Here is a 16,352-nt window from a genome sequence, read left to right as displayed (position 1 = left end):
CGCCGCGGGTCGCCGATCCTCACGGGATTCCCGGAACGAGGAGCGCCCATGGCGGAACGGCTCGAACTCCAGGTCCGCGCGAAGGACGTCGTGTCCGACGGCGTCGTGGCCGTGACGCTGGCCCACCCGGACGGCGTCCGGCTGCCGGACTGGACCCCGGGCGCGCACATCGACGTGGTCCTCGCGAATGGACTGTCGCGCCAGTACTCGCTCTGCGGGGACCGCTGGGACGCCCACCACTACCGGATCGGGGTGCTGCGCGAGCCGTCCGGCAGCGGTGGATCGGCCTATGTGCACGACCACCTCGCGGTCGGCGACCGGGTGGCGATCGGCGGGCCGCGGAACAACTTCCCGATGGTGCCCGCCCGCCGGTACCTGTTCATCGCCGGCGGGATCGGCATCACCCCGATGCTGCCCATGGTGCGCCAGGCCGTGCTCGTCGGCGCCGACTGGCACCTGCTGTACGGCGGGCGCACCCGGGCGTCGATGGCCTTCACCGGCGAACTGGCCTGCCACGGCGACCGGGTCACGGTGGTGCCGCAGGACGAGCGCGGACTGCTCGACCTGGCCGCCTGGCTACCGGAACCCGCTGCCGACGTGAAGGTCTACTGCTGTGGTCCGGCACCACTGCTGGCCGCCGTCGAGGCCCGGTGCGCGGACTGGCCGCCCGGTCTGCTGCGCACCGAGCGCTTCGTGCCCGCCGTCCTGCCCGAACCGGTGCGGAACGAACCCTTCGACGTCGAACTGCGCCGCTCGGGACGATGCGTGACCGTCGCAAGAGGACAGTCGGTGCTGGACGCGGTCCGCTCGGCGGGCGTTCCCGTGCTGTCCTCCTGTCGTACGGGAACCTGCGGCACCTGCGAGACCGCGGTGCTCGCGGGCGCGCCCGACCACCGCGACTCGATCACCGACGACCGCGGCCGCGGTGATCGCATGTTCCCGTGTGTCTCGCGTTCCCTCACCGATCGGCTGGTGCTGGACCTGTGAACCTCCTCGACCCGTTCTCCCCGGAAGTGCTCGCCGACCCGCACCGCGTCCACACCGCGCTGCGTGACGCCGGACCCGTGGTGCACCTGCCGAAGTACGACGTGTTCGCGCTGGCCCGGTACGCCGAGGTGCGCGAGGTGCTGGCCGACTGGCAGCACTTCGAGTCCTCTTCCGGGGTCGGCCTGGCGAACTTCCGCGACGAAGAACCCTGGCGGCCACCGAGCCTGCTGCTCGAAGCCGACCCGCCCCACCACGACGCCCCGCGCGCGGTGCTCTCCTCGGTCGTCGGGCCGCGGGCGCTCGGGCGGCTGCGCGAATCCTGGTTCGCCGAGGCCGAACGGCTGGTGGGGGAGTTGCTGCCCGGCACGGGCACCCAAGTCGAACTGGACGCGGTGCCCGCGCTGGCCGAGGCGTTCCCGTTGCGGGTGTTCCCCGACGCGGTCGGAATCGGCCGGGACGGCCGGGAGAACCTGTTGCCCTACGGCGATCACGCTTTCAACGCGTTCGGCCCGCGCAACGCGCTCGTCGCCAAGGGCGAACCGCGTGTCCCGGAACTGTCGGGCTGGGTCGCGGCGCAGTGCGCCAGGGAAGCCCTCGCGCCGGACGGTTTCGGGGCGCGGATCTGGGCCGCGGCCGACCACGGCGACATCACCCCGGAGCAGGCACCGCTGGTGGTCCGCTCACTGCTCACCGCGGGCGTGGACACCACGGTCCACGGGCTCGCCGCCGTCCTGTACGCGTTCGCCACGAATCCCGAGCAGTGGCAACGTGTGCGCGAGCAGCCGGGGCTCGCCCGCATCGCGTTCGACGAGGCCGTGCGGTGGCAGTCCCCGGTGCAGACGTTCTTCCGCACCACGACGAGCGAGCGGACCGTCGGCGGCGTGCCGATCCCCGCCGGGCGCAAGGTGCTGATGTTCCTCGCCGCCGCGAACCGGGATCCGCGCCGGTGGCCGGACCCGGACACCTTCGACCTGACCCGCGACCCGTCCGGGCACGTCGGCTTCGGCATGGGCCTTCACCACTGCGTCGGCCAGCACGTGGCGCGCCTGGAAGCCGAGGCGCTGCTGACCGCGCTGGCCCGCCGCGTGGCGCGGTTCGAACTCACCGGCCCGCCACGCCCGCACCTGAACAACACCCTGCGGGCGTGGCGTTCGCTGCCGATGACCGTCCACGCGGCGTGATCACCGGCGTTGCTTCGCCATCCACTGCCACAGGCGGGTGCCGTTCGCGCTCGGGTCGTTGTGGGCCACGTAGATCCACGACCAGTGGCCGGGGAACTGGTGGCCGTCCCAGACGACGTGGTCGTAGAGGGTGGCGAGGGAACCGGGGATCAGTTCGTGCGCATGGACGGTGTTGGCCCGCGGGTCCACCGTGGTGTCGTCGAGGGAGGTGACCAGCCAAGTTGGCGTGCTGATCGCGGTGAGCTCGGGGTCCGGGATCAGCGGCGGGTCGCCCGCCCGCCGCGCGGTGACGACCCCGCAGATCGGGACCGACGCGGCGAAGGCGGCCGGGTAGACCGTGGTCATCTTCAGGCTCATGTAACCGCCGTTGCTGCACCCGGCGACGTACACGCGGTTCGGGTCGACGGGACGCGTGCGGAGCACGTCGCGGATGATCTCGTGGATGAGCGGGGCGAACCGGGGGCCGTCGTCCATCCAGGCGGACGTGCTCTGCGGCGCGACGACGTAGGCGCCGCCGAAGATCTCCTGCGCTTCCTCGGTGGCGAAGCCGAGCGCACCCCGGTTGGCGCGCAACGTGGTCTCGTTGTCGTAGTACCCGTCGGGCAGGGAGGCGCCTTCACCACCGCCGTGGAGCCAGACGATCAAGGGCCGCCTGCCGTGGTGCGACCCGGGGGAGTACAGCCGGTACTTCATGCCGGACCGCGAGGCGTGGTGGGTGAAGGCGTCGACCTCGGGATTGGCCAGCTTGCCCTGGGTGAACCGGGTGAGCGTGACCGGCTTGCCGTGCCGCAGGCGGAACGGGCTGTGCTGGGTGATGGTGTAGACGAGGTCCAGCCGGACGTTGCGGCCCTTGCTGCCGACGTAACCGAGGGTGCCGCCGCCGGGCTGGCCCTCGGCGTGGCTCAGTTCGAGCACGATGTTCCCGCGCCGGTCGAGCCGCGCCGCGGTCACCGCCCGGTCGAGGTCGTAGCCCACGTTCTGGCCGCCGGTGTCGATCGGGCTGGTGGCCTTCGCGTGCACGCCGAACGTGCCGGGGGTCAGGCTCGCCGGGTCGATCGGCCCGAGCCGCGAGGTGTCGAGGGTCAGCGACGTGACCTGCTCACCGCCGTCGAGCGTGTCCGCGTCGAGCACGAACCGGGTGCCGCTGCCGGGCGGGGCGGCGTGCGCGGTGACCGGCAGCGCGAGACCGGCGGTGACCCCCGCGCCGGCGACCAGGGCGGCCCGGCGGCTGAACACCTTGTCCATGCGGTACTCCTTCGAATCGGTGACGGCTAACCCAGCTGGAAATCCGCGACGCGGATCGGGGACGGGGTGGTTCCGGTGGAACGCTGCTGGTAGAGCACCGACAGCACGCCCTCGGAAGTCACCCGGGAATGGTCGACGGTGACCTCGCCGAAGACGTTCATGCCGGGGCGGTCGAAGACCAGCGTCCAATCGGTCCAGCCGCTGGCCTTCGAGGCGGTGACGATCCGGGCGAACGGCATGATCAGGTAGAGGTTGTCGTCGCGGTCGAACACGGCGCGGGTGCGCCCGGTGGCGTTCGGCTGGATGGGGACCTCGCGTTTGGTCCACGACCCGTCCGGGGTGCGGAACACGTGAAAGGTGCGGCCCCACCGGGTGCGGTCGGCCGCGTAACCGGTGACGCACTGGGTGAACCGGCCGGGCACGTAGCTGATCACCGCGTGCGGGGCGCCGGTCCGGTCGACGGCCTGGCTTTCCTGGTTCATCAGGCCGTGGTCGGGGTCGAGCGGGTCCACCACGAGGTCCGGTGACACCGAGACGGGCGTGCCGCCGGTGGTTCCCGCGACCTGCCCGGTGTTCCGGCGCCAGGTGCGGCCCCGGTCGTCGCTGTAGACGTAGCCGGTGTCGTGGTTGGTCAGTCCGCCCGGGTGGCACAGCACCCCGGAATTCCCCTCGCGCCAGGTGAACGCGGCGTGCAGCCTGCCGCCCTGGCCGTAGGTCAGGCCGTGCAGGTACATGTTGCGGGTCGTGCTGGTGACGCCGTTCGGCGCGGTCCACGGGCCGGTGGCCGACGACCACTTGCCGAGCTTGCGCCAGGTCGTGCCGTCGTACTCGGCGAGTTCGTTGGTGCCGTTGCCGGAACGGCCGGTGCGGTAGCTCAGCTGGAGCCGCTTCTCGGGCGTGACGACGAACTGCGGGTAGCTGATCCCGCCGAGGTCCACCCCGTCGAGCGTGCGCTGCACCGGGCCGAACCGGTCCGCCGACCAGGTGCGCGACGCGGGCGCGGAGACCAGGCCCGCCTCGGAGCGGGCGTAGAACACCGGGGTGTCGTGCACGTCCATGGCCACGTGCAGGCGCCCGTCGGCGGGGGAGATGCCGAGCGAGATGACGTTGTGGGAGTCGTTGACGGTCAGCGCGTGCGGCAGGACCGCCTTCTCCCACGTGCCGGCGGGCAGCTTGCGACGCGCGACCACGGCGGCGCGGTTCGCGGTGTACCAGGCGGCGTACTGGTAGCCGGCGTGGCTGAGGATCGCCTCCGATTGGTAGGACTGGTTGTTCACCAGCCCGTCGTAGGAGACGAAGTACAGCGCCGACGCGTCGAGCTGGGTGTCCCGCAGCAGGGTCACCCCGGGGCCGCGGACCTCGGCGTGGGCGGGGGTGACCAGGGCGAGCAAGCCGGCCAACAGGATCACCGCGCGGCGCATGATCAACCCCTTCGCCCAGGTGGAAAGCGCTTTCTCGGGAGCCTAGCGACTCGACCTGATCGAGTGGAACCGCCACCTGGTCCGATCTTCCGCCGGTGTGCTATCTGGAGTGGAGACGACAAAGGAGTCACGGATGAACCCCGACCTTCTGCGTAACTACCTTTCCCGGCACAGCACCAGCCGCCGGACCACGCTCCGGCTGGCCGGGGCCGCCGGGGCCGTCGCGGTCGCCTCGTCCGCGGGAGTGGCGTCGGCGAGCGCCCCCGCCGCGCCCGCCGCCTCGGACGGGTTCGACGACACGCCGTTCGATTACGCCGATCCGGCGAACCTGGCCGACTGGGCGCCGAGCCGGTACGGCGCGGGGGACCAGCGAGGCGCGTTCAACGAGGTGACCCCCGGCAAGACCGCGTCGGCGCTGAGCGTGCTCAAGCCGGGCAGACCGGTGCGGACCTACAACCTCGGGGAACTCATGTGGAACGGCTTCCCCGCGTTCAAGACCAATCCCCGCCGCATCCACGAACTGCGGCTCACCATCGCCGGGTACGAGCCGCCGCCGGGGTTCCTGGACGCCGGCGGCGTGCTGATGACCACCGAACCGCTCGGGGCGAACAAGCTCAGCTACCACGAGGAGCGGTTCGCCGCGGAGCTGTCGCCCCAGCACCCGGTACCGCTGGCCACCACCTACCAGATCGCCTCGCAGCTCGACAACCTCTGCCACGTCGGTGCGGCCGAGTACTACTACAACGGGTTCCGCGGCCCCGAGTTCGCCGCCGCCCACGGCGCCACCAAGCTCGGCAACGAGCACATGGGCCCGATCGTCACCCGCGGGGTCCTACTGGACATTCTCGGGGTGAAGCTTGCTGAAGGCGCCTCCGGCGACCTCGCCGAACCGGCGAGCAACGGCAAGCCGCTGCTGCGGGAGAACTACCGGATCACCGTCGAGGACATCAAGAAGGCGATGGACTTCGGCGGGATCAAGCGGATCACACCCGGTGACGTCGTGCTGTTCCGCACCGGCTGGAACCAGCTCCTCGCCCGCCGCGACCCGGCGGACGTCCTCCGGTGGGAGGGGCCGGCCGGGCTGCCCGGGATCTACCTGCGGGAGGCCCGCTGGCTGGCCCAGTTCCGGCCCGCCGTGGTCGGCAGCGACACCTGGGCGCTGGAGGTGGTGGGCAATCCGGTCAACGACAACGGCGCGGCCTTCCCGGTGCACCAGGAACTGCTGATGCGCAACGGGATCCGGATCGGGGAGTCCTATGTGCTCGACGGGCCCGCCGACGACCGGGTGTACGAGTTCGTCTTCGCGGTGACGCCGCAGTTCACCGAAGGGGCGACGGCGGGCAACACGCCGCCGCTCGCGATGGGGCAGCCGCGGCGCCACTGACGCACCGCCGAGGAGGGGCATGGACCAGCTGGAGGATGTCGAGCAGGCCATCGTGGACACCGTGCGCGCGTTCGTCGACCGCGACGTGCGGCCGGTCGTGCGCGAGCTCGAACACGCGAACACCTATCCCGGGGAGCTGATCGAGCAGATGAAGCGGCTCGGCGTCTTCGGGCTGGTCATCCCGGAACCGTACGGCGATCTGCGGGTCTCGGCCCGGTGCTACGCGATGGTCACCGAAGAACTGGCGCGCGGCTGGATGAGCCTGGCCGGTGCGATGGGCGGGCACACGGTGGTGGCCGAGTTGCTCCTCGCCTTCGGTACCGAGGAGCAGAAGCGGCGGTACCTGCCGCGGATGGCGACCGGGGAACTGCGCGCGACCATGGCGCTGACCGAACCCGGCGGCGGGTCGGATCTGCAGGCGTTGCGCACGACCGCTGTCAAGGCCGACGGTGAGTACGTCGTCAACGGAACCAAGACGTGGATCAGCAACGCCCGCCGGGCGGGCTTGGTGGCGTTGCTGTGCAAGACCGATCCGGGGGCCGAGCCCGCCCACCGCGGGATCAGCATCCTGTTGGTGGAGAAGGTTTTCACCGTGTCGAAGGACCTGCCGAAGCTCGGGTACAAGGGTGTCGAAAGCTGCGAGATCAGCTTCGCGGACTGCCGTGTGCCGCGGAGCGCGTTGCTCGGTGAAACCGAGGGCGAGGGGTTCGCGCAGATGATGCGCGGGCTGGAGATCGGGCGGATCCAGGTCGCCGCCCGCGCCACCGGTGTCGCCCGCGCCGCCTTCGACGACGCGCTGCGGTACGCGCAGGAGCGGGAGTCGTTCGGGAAGCCGATCTGGCAGCACCAGGCGATCGGTCACCGTCTCGCGACCATGGGCACCAAGCTCACCGCCGCCCGGCAGCTGCTCCTGCACGCCGCCCGCCGGTACGACTCGGGCGAGCGCGCCGATCTGGAGGCCGGGATGGCGAAGCTGTTCTGCTCGGAAACCGCGATGGAAGTGGCGCTCGACGCGATCCGCGTGCACGGGGGTTACGGCTACTCCACCGAGTTCGACGTGGAACGGTACTTCCGGGACGCCCCGCTGATGATCGTCGGTGAGGGCACGAACGAGATCCAGCAGAACGTGATCGCCCGGCAGCTCATCGCCCGCGGCTTGCCCTGACTTAGGTGGGTGGGCGGGTGGTGAGCAGACGGACCGAAGTGGACAGACAGGTGACGCAGCCGGCCACGTGCTCGTCGAGGTGGCGGTGGGAGGGGGTGCCGTCGAACCAGGTGCGCAACTGATGGTGGGTGGAGCAGCAGCCGGACTCGTGGACGTGGTGGGTGGAGTGGCGGTCGGGCTGGCGGATGTGGCGGCCGTCGGGCTCGTGGACGTGGTGGGTGGGGCGGCGGTCGGGCTGGCGGATGTGGCGGCTGCCGGGCTCGTGGACGTGGTGGGTGGAGCGGCGGTCGGGCTGGCGGGCGTGGCGGCCGTCGGGCTCGCGGTGGTTGTGGGTGGGGCGGCGGTCGAGCTCGCTGAGGTCTTCGCGGGCGCGCCGGATCAGCGCGGCGGCGCCACCGGGCGAGGTGCCCAGCACGGCGGCGAGGTCCGTGGTGGCTGTGGGCCCGGCTTCGAGGTGCCAGAGCACGAGTTGCCAGCGCGGGGGCAGCTGCCGGAAGGCCGGGTCGGCGAGCTGGGCGTGCCACCGCCGGACCGTGGCTTCCGCCGCTTGCGACGCGGCTTCGGCCCAACCTCGGGTCGCCAGGCCTGCGGCGGCATCTTCCGCTGCCAGGCCTGCGGGATCTCCGGCCGCCACGCCTGCGGCGGGATCTTCGGTGGCCAGGCGGCGAATGGTGCCCAGCAAGTGCGGCCGCAGGCTCCACCGCGGACCGTCACCGCGGCGAAGGGCGCGCACCGTTCCGGTCAGCGCCCGCGCGGTGAGGTCGTGCGCGGCGCCGGGGTCACCCGCCAAACGGAGGGCGAACTCCTCTGCGGGCCCGGCGTGCCGCTGGCACAACACGCCGTACGCCAGCAGGTTTCCCGCGCGCACCGCGTCCAGCAGGGTCGCGTCGGTCAGTTCTTCGTGGATCGTCGGCAACGCGGGTGCTCTCCTCGGGGTCGCGCCGGGCGGTCCGCCGGAAAGTACCCGGGCACCCGGTCGGCGAAGATCGTCAGCCGGGCGAAAAACCTGGAGTGGTTCTTTGCGGGCCCAAGTGTGACCGGACGTGGGCGAGCCGGGCGGACGGCACCGGGCGCCCGCGACCCTGCGTAGAATTCGGCGCAAGACCAAGCTTTCCCGCACCGGCGTCCGGCTCACGCCGAGCGCCGCGTCCAGCTCGTCCCCCGACAGCGGGCCCCCGCCGACCCTAGCCAGCACCCCCGCCACCGCGGTCGGACCGCTGACCGGCCAATGCTTGTCCACCAGCACTGGAACACCGGAGGTGTCGATGCTGAGCACCGCACTCGCCCGGCCGAATCTGCGCGGGTGAGCGGGTAAAGCTCGTCCGCACCCAGCCGAGGTGCCGCTCGCCACCCATGCGGACGTCGATCGCTTGCCGGAAGGTGCTCTTGTCGAGGCCGTCGTACTCGTGCCGGATCACCGCCCGGTAGACGTCTTCGGACGCCACCACCACCAGTTCGGCGGGTGCGGCGGCGAGGGCGGTCTTGAGATCCGGTGCCTCGAGCAGCCGGAAGGTGAGGTCGACGGCGTCGCCGTAGCAGCCGTGGCGGTCGTAGTGCACTTCGCCGGTGTGCACCGCGGCACGCAACCGCAAGCGGTGGGCGTGGGAGGCGAGCGCCGCGGCCAGGGCGGGGAGCATCCGGCTCAGGATGATCGCCTTGGGCACGGAGTCGGCGGGGTGGATCAGGATGAGGATGCCGTCGCCGCGGTCGATCAGCGGATCCCGGTGGCGTTCGAGAATGCCCGCGGCCAGCAGCGCGTACTCGACCACGTCGTAGAGGGCCTCGCGCATGTCGCGCCGGCGGTGGTTGGTCCGCCGGGTGGAGCCTTCGACGTCGACCGCGACCACGGTCCGGTGGCGGGGCAGGGCGGGGAACGGGTCGCGCGCCGAGGGGAGCGCGCGTGCGGTCTCGATGAGCGTCATCCGGGTCACCCCGTGCTGCGTCGCGGACTTCCCGCGGCGGACCGGCGGGCCGCCGGGAGCTGGCAGGGTCGCCCCGGCCGTTCCAGACGGGGGTCGTGGAACGGCCGGAGCCGCGCGGTCGCCACCGCGGGAACTCCCCTCGACCGGTGTCGCGGCCGGCTCCTGCGCACCCTGTTGCCGAGCTGGCCGTGGACACCGGCACGCGTTCCCGTGGCCAGGAGCGGCGCCGCGCCGCCTCAGGTCGGGTGCCGGAACGACGCGCGGTCCCGGCCGCGTGGTGCGAACATCGGGGCCTCGTTCCGGCTTGGCGGTCTTGACCTTGATAGGATATTCTCAAACTATTCGCCAGTTCCATCGACCATTCAGGTTCTATTCGCGTACTACCATCGAGTTATGCGCAATGCGCAGGGTGCGGAGGGTTGCCGTGAGTGCCTCGCGAAGCGACCGGGCCCGGCTCGCCGCGAAGCTGCGTGAGCTCCGCGCGGTGACCGGGAGGTCCGGCAACCAGTTCGCCGCGCACCTGGGCTGGCCGCAATCGCGGGTGTCCAAGATCGAGACCGGTGCGCAGTTGCCGACCGACCAGGACGTCACGGACTGGCTGACGGCGGCGGGCGCGCTGGATCAGCGGGACACGGTCGCGGCGCTGCTGGCCGACGCCCGGATCGAGCAGGTGAACTTCCGGAAGGTGGTCAGGGAGTCCGGCGGCGCGGGGTCCCTGCAACGACTCGCCGGGAGCCGTGAGCAGCGGGCGGCCCGGGTCCGCACCTTTCTCCCGGCGATGATCCCGGGCCTGATGCAGACCCCGGCCTACGCGCGGGAGTTGCTTTCACTGCCGTCCGGACCCGCCATCCTGGGCGGGGCGATGACCGACGCCGATCTCGATCGGCTGGTGGCACTGCGGATCGAGCGGCAGACCGTGCTCTACGAGGGCGGCCGGAGCCTGGCGTTCGTGCTGGGGGAGGCGGCGCTGTGGACGCGGATCGGCGGCCTCGACACCCAACGCGGGCAGTTGGACCGGCTGCAGGCCGTCGCCGAGCTCGGCAGCGTCGACCTCCGGATCGTGCCGTTCACCACCGCGACACCGGTCTGCCCGCTGCACGGGTTCAGCATCTACGACGACGAGACCGTCACCATCGAGATGATCACCGGGTCGCAGGCGCTCGCGGATCCCGAGGAGGTGACGAGCTACGCGAGGCTCTTCGGCCACCTGCACACCGCGGCGCTCGCTGGACGCGAGGCGACGCAACTCATCCAGCGCGTCTCGCGCCAGTTGGGCGAATGACGCTCAGGCCGCGTTGCAGAGCGAGCACTGCGGGTGCGGGCGCTCGACGCTTGTGATGAAGCTGTGGTCCATGGTCGCCAGGCTGTAGCCGTACTGGCAGTTGACCGGCAGCGGGGGAGCGCCGGTCAGCACGCTCATCACCACGTGCGCCACCAGGTTGCCCACCATGCCCGCGGTGGCCGCGTTCGCCGCGTGCACCTGGGGAGTTTCCTCGGCGGGCAACCACATCCCGGTCGCCGGCCGCAGCGCGTCACGCTCGCGGTCGGCGGCGTTCGCGCACTCGAAGCACGGCCCGGTGCCGGGCCGGTACAGCCCCAGGCTGGCTTGGGGGCCGTGGTAACCGCCGAACACCCACGGAGTACCCGTGGCGAGGCAGGCCCGGTTGGCCCACGACCTGATCGCCCTCGGCCGGTCGGCGCCGACCACCAGCACGTCGCAGTCCGCGGCCAGCGCCCGGATGGCCTCCAGGCTGTCGACCCGGGTGGGTTCGCCGGTGACGGTGATGGTGGAGTTCGCCGCCCGCAGCCGTTCCACCGCCACCTCGACCTTCCGGCGCCCCAGGTCCTGCTCGGAGTAGAGGATCTGGCGGTTGAGGTTGGACAACGTGATCACGTCCGGCTCGACGCAGTGCAACTTGCCCACACCGGACATGGCCAGTGCCAGCGCCGCGGTGCTGCCCACCCCGCCCAGCCCGATCAGGACCACCCTGGCGCGGGAGAGCTTGACCTGGAACTCCCAGCTCGAATCCCGCCATTCCCGGTCCACCCACTGGTTCAGCGCCCGGCCGCGCCCGTAGCGCTCCCGCTGCCACGTGCTCAGCGCGGCGCATTCGGGCTCGTCGACGTCTTCGAGGTAACCGGCCTTGGCCAGCGTCTCGATGCCGTCGAGCACCATCCGCACCGAGCGATCGGGGAAGCGGTGGATCAGGTCGGTGACCACCTGATCCACCGTTCGCGAGCCGTCGAGGACGCCCAGGAGCGCCCAGACCGCGCCATCCGGGTCGGGCAGCCGTCCGGCGATGCCGAACACCTCGCCGCCGATCTGGATGACGCCGTCGGAGAACCGGACCGGGCGGTGTTCCAGCTTGATCCGCAGACGCATCCTGTGCCTCGTTCATCCCTCGTGGTTCGACTCAGTTGTTCGACTCGCTGTACACGTGGCGTTTCGCGTCCTCGCGCTCCACCATCGAAATCTCGATCATGGCGGCACTCCTCCCTCCCCTTCTTCGTGGCGAAGGGTGCGCATGCCGGGGGACCTCATGACCGAACTGTACTAGTCGTCTAGAGGAGTTCCTAGCGCCTGGACGAGTCATGCGGGTGCACTCGTTCGGAGTAAGAACGGTTACTTGGCGGGAAAGTCGTATTCGAGGACGTAGGACGAAGCCGCCTTGACGATGTCGCAGACCTCCACCACTGCCCCATCCGTGTCGAAGGCCGTGCGGATCACCGTCAGCACCGGTGAACCCTCGGGAAGGCCCAGCTCACGCACCTCGCGCGAGTTCGGCATGCGCGCGGTCACCTCCTCGGTGAACGAGGCCAGTTTGTGCCCGCGTTCCTCCAACCGGGCGTAGATGCCGCCGGGGCCGGGATTGATGTCGAGGATCTGCGTGCCCTCGGCCAGTTCCGTGGGCACGTACGAGGTGGCCATCTCGATGGGACGGCCGTTGGCCAGGTAGCGGCGATCGCGCACCACCACCTCGTCGTCGGGGGCCACGCGCAGGCGCTCGGCCACCGGCGGCGGCGCGGTTTCGCGCCGGACCTGGATCCGGTCGACGCTCGGCTGGTAGCCGAGTTTCTCCGCGTCGGCGAGGAAAGCCGCCTTGCCGGCGTCGCGGTGCTTGCGGGCGAACCGATCGGAGGCCACCCGCCGCACCGGCAGGGTGGGCGAGGGCGCGCGCACGAACACCCCGCGCCCGTGTTCGGCCACGACCAGCCCCTGGCGGCGCAACTCCTGCGTGGCCTGCCGGACCGTCATGCGGGCCACGCCGAAGTGCTCCATCAGCGCGGCCTCGGAGGGCAGCTTCTGTCCTGGCTCCAATCGGCCATCATCGATGGCGTCGATGAGCATCGCGGCGATCTGGCGGAAGGGCGGGGTGTCCGCTCCTCGATCCACCTGGCCAAGCTGCAGCATGTCTGCCTCGCTCCTGTAGACGGCTAGACATCTTCAGAGTGTGCCACCTGTACGCAGAAAGCCATAGCGCAAACAGCTACATCACAGACTGCATCGAGAGGTCGGCACCGTGGCAGTCAGCGAGTTTCGCCCGGATCTCGTCCACTTTTCACACCCTAACGGCAGATCGCGACACCAACGGACGAGTTACGCGGATGGCCCAGCGTGCGAATCCGCGGTCACAGGCTCGGCGTGTTGGCCAGCAGTTCCTCCGTGTAGGGGTGTTCCGGCGCGTCGAGCACCCGGTCCACCGGTCCCGTCTCGACGATTTCGCCGTGGTGCAGTACGGCGATCCGGTCGGCCACGTGCCGGGCCAGTGCGATGTTGTGCGTCACGAACAGCATCGCCATGCCCAGTTCCGTCCGCAGCTCGCCGAGCAGGTCGATGATGGTCGACTGCACTGACACGTCCAGCGCCGAGGTCACCTCGTCGCAGATCAGCACGCGGGGCGCGGTCACCAGCGCCCTGGCGATCGCGGCCCGCTGGCGCTGGCCGCCGCTGAGCTGGTCGGGGAGGCGGTCCGCCAGCGCCGGGTCCAGCCGCACCCTGGCCAGCACCTCGGCCACCCGCTCCCGGCGTTCTGCCCGGTCCATCGAGGTCAGGTGGACCAGCGGCACCTCCACCGACCGGGCGATCGTCCGCCGGGGGTTCAGCGAGGAGAACGGGCTCTGGAACACGTACTGCACCGCGCCCCGCTGCTCGGCCGTCCGGGAGCGGGTGGCGGGCGCGAGCACCACGCCGTCCAGCGAGACCGAACCGCGGTGGTGCGGGGTCAACCCGGCCACGCACTGGGACAGCGTGGTCTTGCCCGAACCCGACTCGCCCAGCAGCATCAGGCATTCGCCCGGCTCGACCGCGAGGTCCACCCCGCGCAGCACCGCCTTGTCCCCGTAGGACACCTCGATGCCGGAAGCCGCCAGCAGGGGCGCGGCGGCTAGTTTGTCCACAGTGGAGTACCCAGCCGGGCCGGCGAGCGCGGGCACGGCGGCGATCAGCTTCCGCGTGTAGGCGTGCCGCGGCTGGTGCAGCACGTCGGCGGTGCTCCCGCACTCCACGATCCGGCCCTCGTGCAGGACCGCCACCCTGGTCGCGATCTCCGCGACCACCGCCAGGTCGTGGGTGATGTAGAGCGCCGCCACCCCGTGCTCGGCCGCCAGCCTGCCGACGGTTTCCAGCACCAGCGCCTGGGTGAGCACGTCGAGCCCGGTGGTCGGCTCGTCGAGCACCACCACCCGCGGGCGGCAGGCGAACGCCATCGCGATGCCGACGCGCTGCTGCTGCCCGCCGGACAACTGGTGCGGGTACCGGCGCTGGAACGGCTCGTCCGCGGGCAGGCCCACGTCCGCCAGGACCTCGTTCACGCGGGCCGGGATCGAGCCGTCGAACCCGTGGACCTCGAGCACCTCGGCGATCTGCTTCCCGACCCGCAGGCCCGGGTTCAGCGAGAGCGCTGGATCCTGCGGGATGTAGGAAACCGTGCTGCCACGGAACTTCCGGCGGTCCTCCACGGACAGTGCGAGCAGGTCCACCTCGCCGCCCACCAGCACTTCACCGGCCCGCGCGGCCAGGCCCCGCCGGAAGTGGCCCAGCGCGGCCAGTCCCGCGGTGGTCTTGCCGGAGCCGGACTCGCCGACCAGCGCCAGCACCTCGCCGGCGGCGATCGAGTACGACACCCCGTGCAGCACCGGCTCTCCGGCCACAGTGGACACTTCGAGGCCGGACACCGCCAGCGCGGTGGTCGGGGGAGCGGTGGCGGTCATGCCGGGCCTCCGGTCTCCCGCCGGGCCGCGGCGGCGGCCAGCGAGTCGGTGATCAGGTTGGTGCCCACGGTCAGCACCGCGATCGCCAGCACCGGCAGCAGCACGCCCCACGGCTGCACGACCAGCGCGATGCGGTTCTCGTTGATCATCAGCCCCCAGTCCGCCGCGGGCGGCTGGATGCCGAGGCCGAGGAACGACAGCGAGGCGATGTAGCCGATCGAGTAGGTCAGCCGCAGGCCGGTCTCCACCATCAGCGGGCCGGTGATGTTCGGCAGCACCTCGCGGAGCAGGATCAGCCACCGCGGTACCGCGTACATCTCCGCCGCGCGGATGTAGTCGCTGCCCGCCACGGCCACCGTCGCCTGCCGCGCCACGCGTGCCACCCGCGAGGCGTGCGTGATGCCGATGACCAGCACCAGCAGCCAGCCCTCCGGCCCGATCACCGCGATCGCCAGCAGCGCGAACACCAGCTGCGGGAAGGACAGCAGCACGTCGTTGCCGCGCATGAGGAAACCGTCCAGGCGCCCGCCGCTGTACCCGGCCAGCATGCCCAGCGCCGCCCCGAGCGCCACGCCCAGCGCGGTCGCCAGCAGCGCGTAGAGCAGCAGCGAGGTGCCGCCGGCAAGGAAGCGGGTGACCACGTCCCGGCCGAGCCCGTCGGTGCCGGCCGCGCCGTCGGGCTTGAACGGCTTCCCGGAGAAGTCCCCGGCCTCGAACCCGGTGAGAAGCGGGCCGAGCCACGGCCCCAGCACGGCGATGAGCACCACGACCGCGGTCAGCGCGACCCCGATCTTCGCCTGGCGCTGGGCCCAGGCGCGGCGCAGCAGGGTCGCCGGTTTCGCCGCCACGGCGGTGGTCATGCCGCCACCCCCAGTCCGGTCCGGAGCTTCGGATTGGCCAGGATGCCCACCACGTCGGCGAGCAGGTTCACCACGATGTACAGCGCGGCGATGAGCAGGGTGATCGCCTGGACCACCTCGACGTCGCGGTTGTTCACCGCGTCGATCAGCGCCTGCCCGATGCCGGGGTAGCGGAAGAGGAACTCGACCACCACCACGCCACCGGCCAGCCAGGCCAGCTGCAGCGCGACCACCTGGGCCACCGGGCCGATCGCGTGCGGCACCGCGTGCCGCAGCACCACCACGCGTTCCGGCAGGCCCTTGAGCCTGGCCATCTCCACGTACCCGCTGTCCAGCACGTCGATCATGGTCGCCCGCATCATCCGGGTGATGTACGGCGTGACCACCAGCACCAGCGTGGCCACCGGCAGCACCAGCTGCACCGGCCGCGCCCACACCGCCTCGCCCGGCGCGGCCAGGGTGACCGAGGGCAGCACCGGGAACACCGTGGTGGACAGCAGCACGATCAGCGCCACGCCGATGACGAACTCGGGCAGCGCGGCGATCACCAGGCTGACCCCGGACACCGCGTGGTCGGCGCCCCGGCCGCGGCGCAACGCCGACCAGGTGCCCAGCGCCAGTCCGATCGGGGCGCTGAGCACCGCGGCGGCGACCAGCAGCACCCCGGACGCGGCGATCCGGTCGGCCAGCAGTGCGGTGACCGGGCCCTGGGTGGCCGCCGAGGTGCCCAGGTCGCCGGTGACCACCCCGCCCAGCCAGCTCAGGTACCGTTGCCACACCGGCTGGTCCAGGCCGAGCTGGGCCTGCAGTGCGGCGATCCGCTCCGGGGTGGCCTGCTGGCCGAGGATCGCCCGCGCCGGGTCGCCCGGCAGCAGCAGCGTCGCCAGGAACACCAGCAGCGTGACCAGCCACAGCACCGCCAGGCTGATCAGCACGCGCCGGAGAATGAGCCTTCGCATCTCGTGCACACCTCCTC

The 16,352-nt window shown here is 71.4% G+C and carries 14 protein-coding genes; 5 read left to right on the top strand and 9 right to left on the bottom strand.

Going from position 1 to position 16,352, the window contains the following annotated elements; genetic code table 11:
• Positions 1-48: 48 nt before the first annotated feature.
• On the top strand, positions 49-987 hold the full coding sequence (locus JYK18_RS35860; RefSeq protein ID WP_206807844.1) for a PDR/VanB family oxidoreductase: 939 nt from the start codon (positions 49-51) through the stop codon (positions 985-987).
• Positions 984-2,168 carry a cytochrome P450 gene (locus JYK18_RS35855; protein ID WP_206807843.1) on the top strand — a complete coding sequence of 395 codons (1,185 nt, stop codon included), beginning with the start codon at positions 984-986 and terminating at the stop codon, positions 2,166-2,168. Before JYK18_RS35860 ends, JYK18_RS35855 begins: the two co-directional genes overlap by 4 nt.
• Here the strand turns inward: JYK18_RS35855 and JYK18_RS35850 are convergent, their stop codons facing one another.
• Together JYK18_RS35850 and JYK18_RS35845 are read right to left on the bottom strand one after the other, a co-directional pair.
• Positions 2,169-3,413 (bottom strand): prolyl oligopeptidase family serine peptidase, encoded by a 1,245-nt coding sequence (locus tag JYK18_RS35850; protein ID WP_206807842.1) that lies wholly within the window; start codon positions 3,411-3,413, stop codon positions 2,169-2,171.
• A gap of 26 nt (positions 3,414-3,439) precedes the next feature.
• Positions 3,440-4,834 carry a BNR repeat-containing protein gene (locus JYK18_RS35845; protein ID WP_206807841.1) on the bottom strand — a complete coding sequence of 465 codons (1,395 nt, stop codon included), beginning with the start codon at positions 4,832-4,834 and terminating at the stop codon, positions 3,440-3,442.
• Positions 4,835-4,967: 133 nt separating this feature from the next.
• Between JYK18_RS35845 and JYK18_RS35840 the strand changes: the two genes are divergently transcribed.
• Entirely contained in the window at positions 4,968-6,218 is a 1,251-nt protein-coding gene (locus tag JYK18_RS35840; RefSeq protein ID WP_206807840.1) for a cyclase family protein, read from the top strand.
• A 19-nt stretch (positions 6,219-6,237) separates the two neighbouring features.
• Complete coding sequence (locus tag JYK18_RS35835) at positions 6,238-7,383, top strand: acyl-CoA dehydrogenase family protein (protein ID WP_206807839.1); 1,146 nt, start codon at positions 6,238-6,240, stop codon at positions 7,381-7,383.
• 1 nt (position 7,384) lies between these two features.
• Here the strand turns inward: JYK18_RS35835 and JYK18_RS35830 are convergent, their stop codons facing one another.
• Complete coding sequence (locus JYK18_RS35830; protein WP_206807838.1) at positions 7,385-8,299, bottom strand: RNA polymerase sigma factor; 915 nt, start codon at positions 8,297-8,299, stop codon at positions 7,385-7,387.
• A 268-nt stretch (positions 8,300-8,567) separates the two neighbouring features.
• Positions 8,568-9,305, bottom strand: coding sequence for a hypothetical protein (locus tag JYK18_RS35825; protein ID WP_206807837.1), 738 nt, complete (start codon positions 9,303-9,305; stop codon positions 8,568-8,570).
• Positions 9,306-9,729: 424 nt separating this feature from the next.
• On the opposite strand from JYK18_RS35825, the gene JYK18_RS35820 reads away from it, so the two are divergent.
• A complete protein-coding gene (locus tag JYK18_RS35820; RefSeq protein ID WP_307796198.1) occupies positions 9,730-10,587 on the top strand; it encodes a helix-turn-helix transcriptional regulator in 858 nt (285 codons plus the stop codon).
• A gap of 3 nt (positions 10,588-10,590) precedes the next feature.
• On the opposite strand, the gene JYK18_RS35815 is transcribed toward JYK18_RS35820, so the two are convergent.
• From JYK18_RS35815 to JYK18_RS35795, 5 genes are all read right to left on the bottom strand, one after another.
• Positions 10,591-11,688 carry a ThiF family adenylyltransferase gene (locus JYK18_RS35815; protein WP_206807835.1) on the bottom strand — a complete coding sequence of 366 codons (1,098 nt, stop codon included), beginning with the start codon at positions 11,686-11,688 and terminating at the stop codon, positions 10,591-10,593.
• A 240-nt stretch (positions 11,689-11,928) separates the two neighbouring features.
• Complete coding sequence (locus JYK18_RS35810; RefSeq protein WP_307796197.1) at positions 11,929-12,699, bottom strand: GntR family transcriptional regulator; 771 nt, start codon at positions 12,697-12,699, stop codon at positions 11,929-11,931.
• A 236-nt stretch (positions 12,700-12,935) separates the two neighbouring features.
• Positions 12,936-14,516 carry an ABC transporter ATP-binding protein gene (locus JYK18_RS35805; RefSeq protein WP_206807829.1) on the bottom strand — a complete coding sequence of 527 codons (1,581 nt, stop codon included), beginning with the start codon at positions 14,514-14,516 and terminating at the stop codon, positions 12,936-12,938.
• Positions 14,513-15,376 carry an ABC transporter permease gene (locus tag JYK18_RS35800; RefSeq protein ID WP_206807828.1) on the bottom strand — a complete coding sequence of 288 codons (864 nt, stop codon included), beginning with the start codon at positions 15,374-15,376 and terminating at the stop codon, positions 14,513-14,515. The genes JYK18_RS35805 and JYK18_RS35800 overlap by 4 nt, the downstream gene beginning before the upstream one ends.
• Entirely contained in the window at positions 15,373-16,335 is a 963-nt protein-coding gene (locus JYK18_RS35795) for an ABC transporter permease (protein ID WP_206807827.1), read from the bottom strand. Before JYK18_RS35795 ends, JYK18_RS35800 begins: the two co-directional genes overlap by 4 nt.
• Between the last annotated feature and the right edge of the window lie 17 nt (positions 16,336-16,352).

This window comes from Amycolatopsis sp. 195334CR, assembly GCF_017309385.1.
Classification (GTDB): Bacteria; Actinomycetota; Actinomycetes; order Mycobacteriales; family Pseudonocardiaceae; genus Amycolatopsis.
The sequence above is the reverse complement of the archived record's forward strand: the minus strand, read 5'-3'. Positions and strand labels throughout refer to the sequence as shown.

What these genes read in the sequence shown, in the direction of transcription:
- JYK18_RS35795 (WP_206807827.1), bottom strand. Translation starts at nt 16,335, where the DNA reads ATGCGAAGGCTCATTCTCCGGCGCGTGCTGATCAGCCTGGCGGTGCTG.
- JYK18_RS35800 (WP_206807828.1), bottom strand. Translation starts at nt 15,376, where the DNA reads ATGACCACCGCCGTGGCGGCGAAACCGGCGACCCTGCTGCGCCGCGCC.
- JYK18_RS35840 (WP_206807840.1), top strand. Translation starts at nt 4,968, where the DNA reads ATGAACCCCGACCTTCTGCGTAACTACCTTTCCCGGCACAGCACCAGC.
- JYK18_RS35850 (WP_206807842.1), bottom strand. Translation starts at nt 3,413, where the DNA reads ATGGACAAGGTGTTCAGCCGCCGGGCCGCCCTGGTCGCCGGCGCGGGG.
- JYK18_RS35860 (WP_206807844.1), top strand. Translation starts at nt 49, where the DNA reads ATGGCGGAACGGCTCGAACTCCAGGTCCGCGCGAAGGACGTCGTGTCC.
- JYK18_RS35805 (WP_206807829.1), bottom strand. Translation starts at nt 14,516, where the DNA reads ATGACCGCCACCGCTCCCCCGACCACCGCGCTGGCGGTGTCCGGCCTC.
- JYK18_RS35825 (WP_206807837.1), bottom strand. Translation starts at nt 9,305, where the DNA reads ATGACGCTCATCGAGACCGCACGCGCGCTCCCCTCGGCGCGCGACCCG.
- JYK18_RS35835 (WP_206807839.1), top strand. Translation starts at nt 6,238, where the DNA reads ATGGACCAGCTGGAGGATGTCGAGCAGGCCATCGTGGACACCGTGCGC.
- JYK18_RS35815 (WP_206807835.1), bottom strand. Translation starts at nt 11,688, where the DNA reads ATGCGTCTGCGGATCAAGCTGGAACACCGCCCGGTCCGGTTCTCCGAC.
- JYK18_RS35845 (WP_206807841.1), bottom strand. Translation starts at nt 4,834, where the DNA reads ATGCGCCGCGCGGTGATCCTGTTGGCCGGCTTGCTCGCCCTGGTCACC.